The following is a 12650-nucleotide window of genomic DNA, read 5'->3' on the forward strand; positions in this document are numbered from 1 at the left end:
TGTTCTACCATTACCGGATCTTGGGCTCGGAGGCCCTGAAAGCAGGCATGACAGGGGACGCGAGACAGCATTTCGCAGGGCTGGCGGATGCCGTCGCGAAAAAGCGGGACCAGGCCGCTTTCGCCGAACTGTTTCATTTTTTTGCACCTCGGCTGAAGTCTTTCCTGCTGCGACAGAACACGCCTGCCAACGAGGCGGAAGAGATCGTGCAGGAGGTGATGATCGTCCTCTGGCACAAGGCCGATCTCTACGATGCCGAGAAGTCCTCGCTTTCCACCTGGCTCTTTCGGATTGCGCGAAATCGCCGGATCGACGCCGCACGGCGCCAGTTGACGCGCAAGCTGGACGAGAAGGACCCGCTTCTCCTGCCGTCCGCGCCGCCGGCACCGGACGAGTTCGTGCAGAGCGGGGATCGGGAGGACGTGGTGCGCACGGCTCTGGCCAAGCTTCCGAGCGAGCAGGTGAAGCTGATCCAGCTCGCCTTCTTCTTCGGTCAGTCGCATTCCGAGATTGCCGCTTCGACCGGCTTGCCGCTCGGCACCGTGAAATCACGGATCAGGCTCGCGTTCGGCAAGCTGCGCACGCTTCTTCACGATGACGGCATCGACGGCTCGGAATAGCCATCTTACCGCGATCTATCGCGCCGCGAGGCCTTCTTCGCCGAGCGCGGTGTCAGCCTTGTCGTAGTGATCTTCCTTGATCTGGCCGCTGATGGCGGCAAACGCCGCTGTCAGCACAGCGATATCGTCGGAGAAGCCGACCATGGCGAGAACGTCGGGCAGGACGTCGAACGGCATCACAAAATAGGCGAGCGCCCCGAGCAGGATGCCGCGCGTGCGCAGCGGGGTCGAAGGATCCATCGCGCAATAATAGGCGGCGACGAGATCGCGGCTGAAGGGAACCTGACGCACGGCCCGCTTGAGGGTCGGCCAGAATCGGCGGCGGACCTTCTGCGCCTTGGACTCCTGCTCGCTGCGGTCGCCCGGCAGGAGGATTTCGCCGATCTTGACCTCATCCATCGTCGTCTCCGCTTTCATGCGCCTTACCTCGCCTGTCTCTTCCCTCGTATGGGGCGTCTGTTCAGGCCTGATATGGGAAAGCATTCCGGCAATTCAAACGCCGATCCCGTCAACGACGATCAGGGCTTTGCCGCGGATGCCGCCTTCTCCATGCGTGCGGCGAGCGAAAGGTCGAGGGCCGTCACGCCTTTGGCGCTATGCGTCGTCAGCTTCACCTCGACCCGATTGTAGACGTTGAACCATTCCGGGTGATGGTCGAGCTTTTCGGCTGCCAGCGCGCTCTGGCTCATGAAGCCGAAAGCCTCGACGAAGGATGGAAAGCGGTAGGTCTTCTCGATCGCCAGGCCATCATCGGACAGCGCCCAACCCGGGAGACCGGCAAGACCGATGGAGATGTCCTCGGGGCTCAACCTGTCCCGCGTGGTCATAGCATGCCCTTGGCTGCGTGTTCCTCGCCTTTTGCCAGACCCGAGGAGCGCGGTTCGTGAAGCTGGAACACGTCTTCCGTGAGGTAGGGTCCGCCGCCGACGGAATCGCGCGAGGACAGGAGCACGAAGCGCGAGACCGTGAACGGATTGGTGTAGAAACCGCCACGGCCCGAGAGATAATGGACCACATCGTCGACGCGGGAGGCGCGTAGGCGTGCCAGCGTGACATGCGGCGTGAATTTACGGGGATCGGCAGGAAGGCCCAGGCGCTGGCAGATGCGCTCGATCTCGGCCTGCAGGGCCATCAGTTCCGGCGGATTGCTGACGCCGGCCCAGACCGAATGCGGCTTCTTGGAGCCGAAGGCGCCGGTTCCCGTCAGTTGGAGTTCGAATTCGGGCCGCTCGATCCGGTCGAGGCGATCGACCACCTCGTCCGCCGTGCGGTTGTCGACATCGCCGATGAAGCGCAGGGTGATGTGGTAGTTCTCGACGTCGATCCAGCGTGCGCCCGGAAGGCCCCCGCGCATGAGGGACAGGCTCATCGCCGCATTGCGCGGGATTTCGAGGGCGGTAAATAGTCTCGGCATGACGAGCACTCCCCGAATCTTGCAGACACGTCCTGCAGACACCCCAGCCGACCACGACGCGTGGCCGTAGGCAACTACAAATTCGCACCCGCAACATTTCTCCAACGCTGTTTCGTGATCGTTAGACCTCGACCGCGCGCCGGATGACGGGGGATCACAAGCGATAGTCTTTCCGATCCGCCGTCCTTGTTTCGCCGGGGCGCCTCATTTCGGCAGTCCCTGCACGAATGTTTCGACCACGGGCAGCATTCGCTCTACCATCACGCCGACACCTTTTGGATTGGGATGCATGCCGTCCTCGATCTTGAGGCCAGCATCCTGCACCACGCCATCGAGAAAGAATGCATAGAGCGGGATGCTATAGGTCTTGGCGAGATCCGGATAGATCGGGTTGAAACGGTCGGCATAGTCGCCGCCCATGTTCGGCGGTGCGAGCATGCCGACGAGGAGCACGCCGATGCCGCGGGCTTTCAGCTTCTCGATCATGGCCACGAGGTTCTTGCGGCTTTCTTCGGGCGGTATGCCGCGCAGCGCATCGTTCGCGCCGAGTTCCAGGATGACCCCCTTCGTGCCGTCGGGGACGGACCAGTCGATACGGGCAAGCCCGCCCGACGTCGTGTCGCCGGAAACACCGGCATTGGAGATCGATACGTCGAGGCCTCTGTCGCGTAGAGCCTTCTCCAGCCGCGCCGGAAAGGCGTCGGCCGGTGGCAGCTGATAGCCTGCCATCAGGCTGTCTCCGAAGCCGACGAGTTCGATGGGCGCGGCACGAAGCGGTCCCGCCGCGATCAAACCTGCGAGAGCAGCCAGGAAAAGCGCCCTGAAACCTTTCATTCGCATCACGTCGCTCCTAAATCCGGATGTGAGCAATTGCAGCATTCCCCACATATAGGGCGGACCAGCGTGGCAAAAACCATGATCGAACTGAAAAATGCGGATCTGACACTCGGGCAGGCCGCAGCCTCCGTCCATGTGCTGAAGGGTATGAGCCTTCAAATCGATGCCGGACAATCCGTCGGCATCGTCGGACCCTCGGGCTCGGGGAAATCGACCCTCTTGATGGTGCTCGCCGGGCTAGAGCGCCTGGACAAAGGCGAGATCGTGATCGACGGAACGCCGCTTCAAGGGCTGAGCGAAGACCGGGTGGCCGATTTTCGGGGCCGCAATATCGGCATCGTGTTCCAGTCGTTCCATCTCATCCCCAACATGACCGCGCTTGAAAACGTGGCTGTGCCGCTGGAGCTTGCCAATGTGCGCGATGCTTTCGACATCGCCCGCCGCGAGCTGACCTCGGTCGGGCTCGGTGAGCGGCTCACGCATTACCCAGGCCAGCTCTCGGGCGGCGAACAGCAGCGGGTGGCGATCGCGCGGGCGCTTGCGCCCTCGCCGAAACTGCTGATCGCCGACGAGCCGACCGGCAATCTCGACACGGAAACCGGGCGGCAGATCGCCGACCTGATCTTTTCCAAACAGGCCGAGCGCAACATGACGTTGATCCTCGTCACCCATGACAACAGTCTGGCGGCGCGCTGCTCGCGGCAGATCAAGGTCCGGTCCGGCACCATCGTCGATGATGGCCGTGTGGCCGCCGGTCTCGCGCCGACCGCGGTTTCGGCATGATGGCGTCCTTGCGCCTGCCGAACCTTTCGCTCGCATTGCGGCTGGCGCTGCGGGAAATGCGCGGCGGCCTGTCCGGCTTCTACATCTTCCTTGCCTGTATCGCGCTGGGAACGGCGGCAATCGCCGGGGTCAATTCGCTGTCGCAGGCGATCACCGGGTCCATCGCTTCCCAGGGGCAGTCGCTTCTGGCCGGCGATCTCCGGTTCGAGCTCAACAACCGTCTGGCCAATACCGAAGAAAAGGCCTTTCTCGACGGGGCCGGCGACGTCTCCCTCTCCTCGGGGCTGCGCTCCATGGCGCGGCTTGTCGATGGCTCGAACCAGGCATTGGTGGAACTGAAGGCGGTCGATGCCGCCTATCCGCTGTACGGAACGGTGGAAAGCGAACCGCAGGCGCCGCTTCAGACGCTCCTTTCTGCCGAGAATGGCACTTTTGGTGCGCTTGCAGCCCCTCTGCTTCTGGAGCGCCTCGGCGTGAAGACGGGGGACGTGCTGCTGATCGGGAATGTCCGGCTCAGAATCACGGGCACGCTGGTGCGCGAGCCGGATGCGCTTTCGGACGGTTTCGGCTTTGCGCCGCGGCTGATGGTGTCGCAGGACGCGCTCACGGCCAGCGGCCTGGTGCAGACCGGAAGCCTGGTGGAACATGCCTATAAGGTGCGCCTCGCCGATCCGACAGGCGTCCCGGCCGTTCGTGCCCAGGCCGAGCAGCAGTTTCCGCAGGCCGGCTGGTCGATCCGCTCCAGCCAGAATGCGGCACCGTCGCTCACGGCCAACATCACGCGCTTCTCGCAGTTTCTGACGCTTGTCGGACTGACGGCGCTGATCGTCGGCGGGGTCGGGGTCGCCAATGCGGTTCGGGCCTATCTCGACGCCAAGCGCGGCGTCATCGCGGCGTTCAAGTGCCTCGGCGCGCCCGGCGCGCTCGTCTCCACCATCTATCTCATCCAGATCCTGCTGATCGCGATGATCGGCATTGCCATCGGCCTCGTTGTCGGCGCCATTATTCCGCTGGTTGCCGCCCGCTTCCTTGCCGATGTCCTGCCGATCTCGACGGATCTCCGGCTCTATCCCTCTGCCCTCGGGCTCGCGGCTCTGTTCGGCCTGTTGACGGCGCTGGCCTTTGCCTGCCTGCCGCTCGGTCGCGCCCGCAGCGTGCCGGCGACAGCACTGTTCCGCAATCAGGACTTCGATCGCAGCCGTTGGCCGACCTGGCCCTATCTGCTGGCCGCGGCTCTCAGCCTTGCAGCGCTTGGCGGTCTCGCCATCTTCACCGCCTATGACCGGATGATTTCGCTCGTCTTCCTCGGCGCCATCGCCTTTTCCTTTGTCGTGCTGCGCGGCGTCTCGGTGCTGGTCGCGGCTCTTGCGCGGCGCAGCCCCCGGGTTTCGTCGCCGGCCCTGCGGCTGGCGATCGGCAACATCCACCGGCCGGGCGCGCTGACGCCCTCCGTCGTGCTCTCTCTCGGTCTAGGTCTCGCTCTGCTGGTCACGCTGGCGCTGATCGATGGAAACCTGCGGCGGGAGCTGACGGGGAACCTGCCGGAGCGGGCGCCCAACTTCTTCTTCGTCGATATCCAGGGCAGCGAGATCGAGGGCTTTCGATCCCTGCTCAACACGGCCTTGCCGGCGGGCAAGGTCATCGAAGTGCCGATGCTGCGCGGGCGGATCCTCGCCTTCAACGGCGAGGATGTCGCCAAGCGCGAGGTTGCACCGGCCGGGCGCTGGGTTCTGAGAGGCGACCGCGGCATTACCTACGCGAAGAACCTGCCGGAAAATTCGCGCCTCGTGGAGGGTGCGTGGTGGCCGGATGGCTACAGCGGCGAACCCTTGGTGTCGTTCTCCGAGCAGGAGGCGCGCGAGCTGAATCTCAAGATCGGCGATACCGTGACCGTCAACGTGCTGGGGCGCAACATCACGGCGCGCATTTCCAATTTTCGCACGGTCGAGTGGGAATCTCTGTCGATCAACTTCGTCATGGTGTTTTCGCCGAATACGTTTGCGGGCGCGCCGCATGCCTGGCTTGCCACGGTCATCGACCCCTCGGCCACGGCCGAGCAGGAGGCTGCGGCCCTGCGCCAGATCACCAACACCTACCCGACCATCACCAGCGTCCGGGTGAAGGATGCGCTCGACATCGTCAACGGTCTGCTGGGGCAGTTGGCGACCGCGATCCGGGCCGCTGCCGGCGTCGCGCTCGTCGCCTCGGTTCTCGTGCTCTCCGGCGCGCTTGCCGCGGGCAACCGCGCGCGCATCCATGATGCCGTGGTGCTGAAGACGCTGGGGGCGACGCGCGCGACGCTGATCCGCGCTTTCTGCTACGAATATGCCATTCTCGGCCTCTCCACCGCCGTCTTCGCGCTTCTGGCGGGGGGCGTCGCGGCATGGTTCGTGGTGGCGCGCATCATGACGCTGCCGTCGTCCTTCCTGCCGGACGTGGCCGTGCTGACGATCGCGATTGCCCTCGTCATGACGGTCGGTATCGGCCTTGTCGGGACATGGCGCGTGCTCGGGCAGAAGGCCGCGCCCGTGCTTCGCGACCTCTGACGCGCGGGCGGGCACGGTCCGGTCATCTTTCCGCTAACCGTGCCGCGCATTACAATCGCGTCATGCATTCGGGCCACCCTTGAGATATCGGCGGTTCCGCATCATATTGTCCTCAGGCTTGCTGAAACTCCACAGCGATGCCCGGTCCGATGGAACCCGACCTGTCCGTCACTTGGAGCTGATAAGAGGATAAGAATGTCCGATCCCAGAAACTATCGCATGCAGACCGCCGGCGCGCGCGCTGACGCTGCTGTCGACCAGGGCCTGCGCGCTTATATGCTGCGGGTCTACAATCTCATGGCACTCGGCGTCGCCATCACCGGCGTCGCCGCGTTTCTCGCCTTCCAGTTCGCGTTTGCCGACGGTCAGCTGACCGCATTCGGCCAGGCGATCTATGACAGCCCGCTGAAGTACCTGATCATGCTGGCGCCTTTCGGCATGGTTCTGTTCCTCAGCTTCCGGATCAACTCCATGAGCGTTTCGGCCGCGCAGACCACGTTCTGGGTCTATGCCGCGCTGATGGGCCTGTCGCTGTCGTCGATCATGCTGATCTACACCGGGCAGAGCATCGTGCGCACGTTCTTCGTGACCGCCGCCTCCTTCGGCGCGCTGTCGCTCTACGGCTACACGACGAAGCGCAGCCTGTCGGCCATGGGTTCGTTCCTGGTCATGGGTCTGTTCGGCCTGATCATCGCCTCGATCGTCAACATCTTCTTCGTGTCGTCTGCCCTGCAGTTCGCCATCTCGGTCATCGGCGTGCTGATCTTCGCGGGCCTGACCGCCTACGATACGCAGCGTATCAAGGAAATGTACTTCGAAAGCGATGGCTTCGAGGCTGCAGGCCGCAAGGCAATCATGGGCGCGCTCACGCTCTATCTCGACTTCGTCAACCTGTTCCTCTTCATGCTGCGCTTCCTCGGAAACCGCAACTAAGCGTCGGAAACGGGTTCGACCCTGAACTTGGAAAGGCGGCTTCGGCCGCCTTTTTTCCTATCTTGAACAAAGCGCAGCGGCTGAGCGGCGGGCTTTCGCTCTCCTGCCTTGATCGGGCCGGGGGAATGTGGAAGGACGGGGGAAACGTCCGAGATCCCCGCATTTTTCGAGATTGCTGCCATGCCCTTCACCCTGCGCGATGCCACCCTTGCCGATATCTCCGCCATCACGGACATCTACAGCGAGTCCGTTCGCAACGGCGTCGCCACCTACGAGATCGCCATTCCGGATCAGGCGGAGATGACGACGCGCTTTTCCACCATCACGGGCAACAGCTATCCCTACATCGTCGCGCAAGACGACGACGGGACCGTGATCGGCTATGCCTACGCATCGGCGTTTCGCACGCGCAGCGCCTATCGGTTTCTGGTGGAGGATTCGATCTATCTCGCGCCGGAGGCCCGGGGGCGCGGCGTCGGCAAGGCCCTTCTCACCGAGCTGATCGCGCGCTGCACCGATCTCGGTTTCCGCCAGATGGTGGCCGTCATCGGCGGCGCGCACCCGGCCTCCATTGCCGTGCACCGGTCGACGGGGTTCGTGGACTGCGGCACGCTGAAGGGGAGCGGTTTCAAGTTCGGCCGCTGGCTCGATACGACCTTCATGCAGCTGGCCCTTGGCGATGGGCTGGAGACCGTGCCGGCAGACGGCGTCTATCCGGATACGCTTTACGCCGGCTGAGCCTGGTTCCCGGAGAGACTGCGGATGTCCGCAGGATCAGCTCTTCACGACTTTCAGCAGCTTGTCGAAGACCTTCAGCACCTGCGGCAGCTCATGTCCGCGCTTCAAGATCATGCCGTGGGTGTTGACCACGGCGTAGGCGCCCTGCTTGGCGGCGAGCTTCGGCACTTTCTCCACCCGATAGAGCGGGAGTTCGCCCGATCGCTTGAAAACGGAGAACACCGCCTTGTCGCGCATATGATCCAGCGCGTAATCGCGCCATTCGCCCTCGCCGACCATGCGGCCATAGACCCACAGGATCTGATCGAGCTCTCTGCGATGGAACGTTACGGGAAGCGGGTCCTTGGCATGTCGGTAGTCGCTGAGATCGACGACCACGTTTTCAGATGCCGCAGGGGTTTGGCGACCTTGCAAATCCGTCTGATCGGTCATGCACATTCCGGCCTTTTGTTATGACAGGACGGTAACAGTGTGCCTGAGTGCGGCTGAAAATCAAGCCGGAATGGCGGATCTGCGCGCGTGTCCTGATCCGCTCCTGCAGCGATGGCTTTTTTTGCACTGCCGCATTGCGGTCAAACAGGCGCCCGAATTCCGCGCTTAACTCCGCCGGCCGCCGCTGCTTCGGTTTCGCCGAGGTGCCGCGCGCCGGCCGGCCGGTCGAAAGCGTTTCTTGTTTCGACGGTCCGGTCTCTGTACCGCCTGCCATGTCCAACCTTCGGTCGGGGGCGGCGACAGATGGTCGCGTCGGTATCGGTCTCAGGCCGGTGCTGCCCGATCCCCCGGTCCGGTTTTATCGAACCCTCAGCCCCCAGCCCTCGATATGCCGGACCGGACATCTCTCAATTCCCGCGCGGCGCCTCGCGCGGAAGTCGGTCGAGGCTATTGCGATGCCATCAGCGTCGCTGCGCCGACGATGGCGCCAGGCGTTTCCGCGTCCTTCATCCGTTGCAACAGGATGGCGCAGCCGCTGTCCTTCTCCTGGTCGAGCACGGAGGCGGGCAGGACGAACCGCGCGGACTTTCCGTCCCACATGCCGATCGTCTGGATGTCGCGTACCGCGTGCCAGTAGGACATCTTCTTGCCGCCGTTCTCGCCCTTCTCCACATCCACCACCTTCTGGCGGTTGAAGTAGACGATGACGACATTGGCCTTGCCGTCGCCTTCACCGATGGTGATATCGATTTCGTCGTTCTTCCGTTCCGCCGAAATCGCCACCTTCATGCCTTCGTCGGCGCCGTTCAGCGCGCCCAGCCGGCCCTTGATGCCCGAGAGGTTGGCGCCGTTAACCTGATCGCGGCCGTTCAGCACGGCCTGCGGCGTGTAGACGCCGTTGCGGCCGAACATCTTGGCATAGGCATATTGACGGGCAGTGTTTTCCTTCGAGGCGAGCGTGTCCGCCCAGCCGAGATAGTTCCAGTAGTCCACATGATAGGAAAGGGCGACGATCGACCCGTCGTCGATCAGGTGTTTGAGCGCTGCATCTGCCGGAGGACAGGAGGCGCAGCCCTGGCTCGTGAAAAGCTCGACCACGCCTTTCGGCTGCGTCACCTCCAGCCCGCTGCCCGCAGGTCTCGCCTGCGTCGTCTCTGCCGCCGCCTGCCGGTTTGCGTCCTGCGCTGCGGCCGGCAGTGCCGCCAGCAGGAACAGGCTGCCGATCAGGCTTCGACGGGTGGTCTTGGAGACGGGCATGCAGGTTCCACTTCGGGCAGAGTCCAATTCGGGCAGGATTGCGGCAGCCGGAAACCGCTCTTTCATACGCCGCGGCGTCCTCAACACAAAGTCACGTTGGAGTGAAATTTCGGCGATGAGGCGATCGGGACGCCGGACGTGCGGAAGGCCGGAACGGGGGTTCCGGCCTTCGCGATTTTTCAGGTGCGGGCGCCTCAGGCTGCGAGGTCGCGCAGAACCGTCTGGAGAATGCCGCCATTGTTCATGTAGGTGACTTCGTCCAGCGTATCGATGCGGCAGATCAGCGGAACCTCCTTCACCGTGCCGTCGGCATAGGTGATGACGGCCGTGCGCTTTTCGCGCGGCTGGACATTCGTCAGGCCCTCGATGGTGACGATCTCGTCGCCCTTGAGGTTCAGCGAAGCCCAGGTCGTGCCGGCCTCGAAGACGAAGGGCACGACGCCCATGCCGACGAGGTTGGACCGGTGGATACGCTCGAAGCTTTCGGCAACGACGGCCTTGACGCCGAGCAGGTTGGTGCCCTTGGCCGCCCAGTCGCGCGAGGAGCCGTTGCCATATTCGCCGCCGGCGAAGATGACGAGCGGAACGCCTTCTTCCTTGTACTGCATGGCCGCATCGTAGATCGACATCTCTTCCTTCGACGGATAGTGGAAGGTGTAGCCGCCTTCCTTGCCGTTCGGGCCGAGCATGTGGTTGCGGATGCGGATGTTGGCGAAGGTGCCGCGCATCATCACTTCATGGTTACCGCGACGCGTGCCGTACTGGTTGAAGTCGGCAACGCCGACGCCGTGGCCCGTCAGATAGGCACCGGCAGGCGACGCCGCCTTGATCGAACCGGCCGGGGAGATGTGGTCGGTCGTGATCTTGTCGCCGAAGAGGCCGAGAATGCGGGCGCCCTTGATGTCGGAGATGCCGGAGCCGGACTTGCCCATGCCCACGAAGTAGGGCGGGTTCTGGACGTAGGTCGAATCGTCGTCCCAGGCATAGGTCTGGCCGGCGGGAACCTGAACGGCCTGCCAGTTGACGTCGCCCTTGAACACGTCGGCATACTTGCTCTCGTAAAGCTCGCGCGTGACGTATTTCAGGATGAATTCCTGGATCTCGTGCGATGTCGGCCAGATGTCCTTGAGGAACACCGGCTGTCCGTCCGAACCGATGCCGAGCGGCTCGGTCGTGAGGTCCTTCTGGACCGAACCGGCGAGCGCATAGGCGACGACCAGCGGCGGCGAGGCGAGGTAGTTCGCCTGGACGTCCGGCGAAATGCGGCCTTCGAAGTTGCGGTTGCCCGAGAGGACGCCGGCCGTGATCAGGCCCTTGTCGTTGATGGTCTTGGAGATCGGTGCCGGCAGCGGGCCGGAATTGCCGATGCAGGTCGTGCAGCCGAAGCCGACGAGGTTGAAGCCGAGCGCATCGAGGTCCTTCTGCAGGCCCGACTTCTCGAGATATTCGCCGACGACCTGGGATCCCGGCGCCAGCGAGGTCTTCACCCACGGCGCGCTCTTCAGGCCCTTGGCGACGGCGTTGCGGGCGAGAAGGCCGGCAGCGATCAGAACGGACGGGTTCGACGTGTTGGTGCAGGAGGTGATGGCGGCGATCGCCACGTCACCATGCCCGAGGTCGTAGTCCGTGCCTTCGACCGGGTAGCGGTTTTCCAGCTGGCCGGGCTTCTTGTAGTCGGCTTCGAGCGACGTGGCGAAGCCGGATGCGATGCCTTCGAGCGGAATGCGGCCTTCGGGGCGCTTCGGGCCGGCCATGGACGGCACGACATCACCGAGGTCGAGTTCGAGCGTATCGGTGAAGACGAGTTCGGAACCGTCGCCGTTGCGCCACATGCCCTGCGCCTTGGAATAGGCTTCGACCAGAGCGATCCGGTCCGTCTTGCGGCCGGACATGGTGAGGTAGTTGATGGTTTCGCCATCGACCGGGAAGAAGCCGCAGGTTGCGCCGTATTCCGGACCCATGTTGCCGATGGTGGCGCGGTCGGCCAGCGTCATCGAATCAAGGCCGGGGCCGAAGAATTCGACGAACTTGGAAACGACGCCCTTCTTGCGCAGCATCTGCACGACGGTCAGCACGAGGTCGGTGGCGGTGACGCCTTCCTTGACCTTGCCGGTGAGGCGGAAGCCGATGACTTCCGGCAGGAGCATGGAGACGGGCTGGCCGAGCATGGCCGCTTCCGCTTCGATGCCGCCGACGCCCCAGCCGAGAACGCCCAGACCGTTGATCATCGTGGTGTGGCTGTCCGTGCCGACGCAGGTGTCGGGATAGGCGACCGTTTCGCCGTCCTCTTCCTTGGTCCAGACCGTCTGGCCGAGATATTCGAGGTTGACCTGGTGACAGATGCCGGTGCCCGGGGGAACGACACGGAAGTTCTTGAACGCCTGCTGGCCCCACTTGAGGAAGCGGTAGCGCTCGCCGTTGCGCTCGTATTCGAGCTCGACGTTGCGGGCAAAGGCGTTCGGCGTGCCGAATTCGTCGACGATGACGGAGTGGTCGATGACGAGATCGACGGGCACCAGCGGATTGATCTTTTCCGGATCGCCGCCGAGCGCCACCATGGCGTCGCGCATGGCCGCGAGATCGACCACGGCGGGAACGCCGGTGAAGTCCTGCATCAGCACGCGGGCCGGGCGGTAGGCGATTTCGTTTTCAGCCGTGCCCTTGTCGTTGAGCCAGGCCGCGATGTTCTGGATGTCCTGCTTGGTGACGGACCGGCCGTCCTCGTTGCGCAGCAGGTTTTCCAGCAGGACCTTCATCGAGTAAGGCAGCCGCGAGATGCCGGCGAGACCGTTCTCTTCGGCCTTGGGCAGGCTGAAATAGACGTAGTCTGTGCCGTTGACCGAGAGGGTCGAACGACAATTGAAGCTGTCTAGGGACTTGGACACTTGGATACCCCGTTCCGTCTGATCGCCATAAACTGACGTGCGAACGCCCGAGCGCCTGAAGGCGCAGATTGGGATGCGGGTACGGTCATTTCCGCTGTCCGCACGTGGAAAATCTTCCATGTTCGGCGCTAGGATGAAATTCACGCCGACCGCTGGCGTGTTGGGCGGGTTATAGATAATTTCGCCAAAACGTGCCAGATCGAAC

Annotated in this window: 12 protein-coding genes; 5 read left to right on the forward strand and 7 right to left on the reverse strand. The window is 63.5% G+C overall.

Annotation, left to right across the window (positions count from 1 at the left end; translation table 11 throughout):
• Positions 1–47: 47 nt before the first annotated feature.
• Entirely contained in the window at positions 48–620 is a 573-nt protein-coding gene (locus C8J36_RS12335; RefSeq protein ID WP_132535263.1) for a sigma-70 family RNA polymerase sigma factor, read from the forward strand.
• Between the two features lie 15 nt (positions 621–635).
• On the opposite strand, the gene C8J36_RS12340 is transcribed toward C8J36_RS12335, so the two are convergent.
• The 4 genes from C8J36_RS12340 to C8J36_RS12355 form a co-directional block, all read right to left on the reverse strand.
• A complete protein-coding gene (locus C8J36_RS12340) occupies positions 636–1019 on the reverse strand; it encodes a YkvA family protein (RefSeq protein ID WP_062596413.1) in 384 nt (127 codons plus the stop codon).
• Between the two features lie 119 nt (positions 1020–1138).
• Positions 1139–1447: a 4a-hydroxytetrahydrobiopterin dehydratase gene (locus tag C8J36_RS12345; RefSeq protein ID WP_132535265.1), complete on the reverse strand. Its 309-nt coding sequence runs from the start codon at positions 1445–1447 to the stop codon at positions 1139–1141.
• Positions 1444–2034: an RNA 2',3'-cyclic phosphodiesterase gene (gene thpR / locus C8J36_RS12350; protein ID WP_132535267.1), complete on the reverse strand. Its 591-nt coding sequence runs from the start codon at positions 2032–2034 to the stop codon at positions 1444–1446. The genes C8J36_RS12345 and thpR overlap by 4 nt, the downstream gene beginning before the upstream one ends.
• Before the next feature lie 204 nt (positions 2035–2238).
• On the reverse strand, positions 2239–2874 hold the full coding sequence (locus C8J36_RS12355) for an arylesterase (protein WP_245506539.1): 636 nt from the start codon (positions 2872–2874) through the stop codon (positions 2239–2241).
• A gap of 63 nt (positions 2875–2937) precedes the next feature.
• On the opposite strand from C8J36_RS12355, the gene C8J36_RS12360 reads away from it, so the two are divergent.
• The 4 genes from C8J36_RS12360 to C8J36_RS12375 all read left to right on the forward strand — a co-directional run bounded on the left by C8J36_RS12360 (position 2938) and on the right by C8J36_RS12375 (position 7871).
• On the forward strand, positions 2938–3654 hold the full coding sequence (locus C8J36_RS12360) for an ABC transporter ATP-binding protein (RefSeq protein ID WP_132535271.1): 717 nt from the start codon (positions 2938–2940) through the stop codon (positions 3652–3654).
• Positions 3651–6200 (forward strand): ABC transporter permease, encoded by a 2550-nt coding sequence (locus tag C8J36_RS12365; RefSeq protein ID WP_132535273.1) that lies wholly within the window; start codon positions 3651–3653, stop codon positions 6198–6200. Before C8J36_RS12360 ends, C8J36_RS12365 begins: the two co-directional genes overlap by 4 nt.
• Positions 6201–6395: 195 nt before the next feature.
• Positions 6396–7133 carry a Bax inhibitor-1/YccA family protein gene (locus tag C8J36_RS12370; RefSeq protein WP_132535275.1) on the forward strand — a complete coding sequence of 246 codons (738 nt, stop codon included), beginning with the start codon at positions 6396–6398 and terminating at the stop codon, positions 7131–7133.
• A 180-nt stretch (positions 7134–7313) separates the two neighbouring features.
• Entirely contained in the window at positions 7314–7871 is a 558-nt protein-coding gene (locus C8J36_RS12375) for a GNAT family N-acetyltransferase (protein ID WP_132535277.1), read from the forward strand.
• A 36-nt stretch (positions 7872–7907) separates the two neighbouring features.
• On the opposite strand, the gene C8J36_RS12380 is transcribed toward C8J36_RS12375, so the two are convergent.
• From C8J36_RS12380 to acnA, 3 genes are all read right to left on the reverse strand, one after another.
• Positions 7908–8303 carry a DUF2794 domain-containing protein gene (locus tag C8J36_RS12380; RefSeq protein ID WP_062596411.1) on the reverse strand — a complete coding sequence of 132 codons (396 nt, stop codon included), beginning with the start codon at positions 8301–8303 and terminating at the stop codon, positions 7908–7910.
• 447 nt (positions 8304–8750) lie between these two features.
• Complete coding sequence (locus C8J36_RS12385) at positions 8751–9560, reverse strand: thioredoxin family protein (protein ID WP_062596337.1); 810 nt, start codon at positions 9558–9560, stop codon at positions 8751–8753.
• 194 nt (positions 9561–9754) lie between these two features.
• Positions 9755–12445: an aconitate hydratase AcnA gene (gene acnA / locus C8J36_RS12390; protein WP_132535279.1), complete on the reverse strand. Its 2691-nt coding sequence runs from the start codon at positions 12443–12445 to the stop codon at positions 9755–9757.
• Between the last annotated feature and the right edge of the window lie 205 nt (positions 12446–12650).

Source organism: Rhizobium sp. PP-F2F-G48 (assembly GCF_004342335.1).
In the GTDB taxonomy this organism is placed as follows: Bacteria; Pseudomonadota; Alphaproteobacteria; order Rhizobiales; family Rhizobiaceae; genus Ferranicluibacter.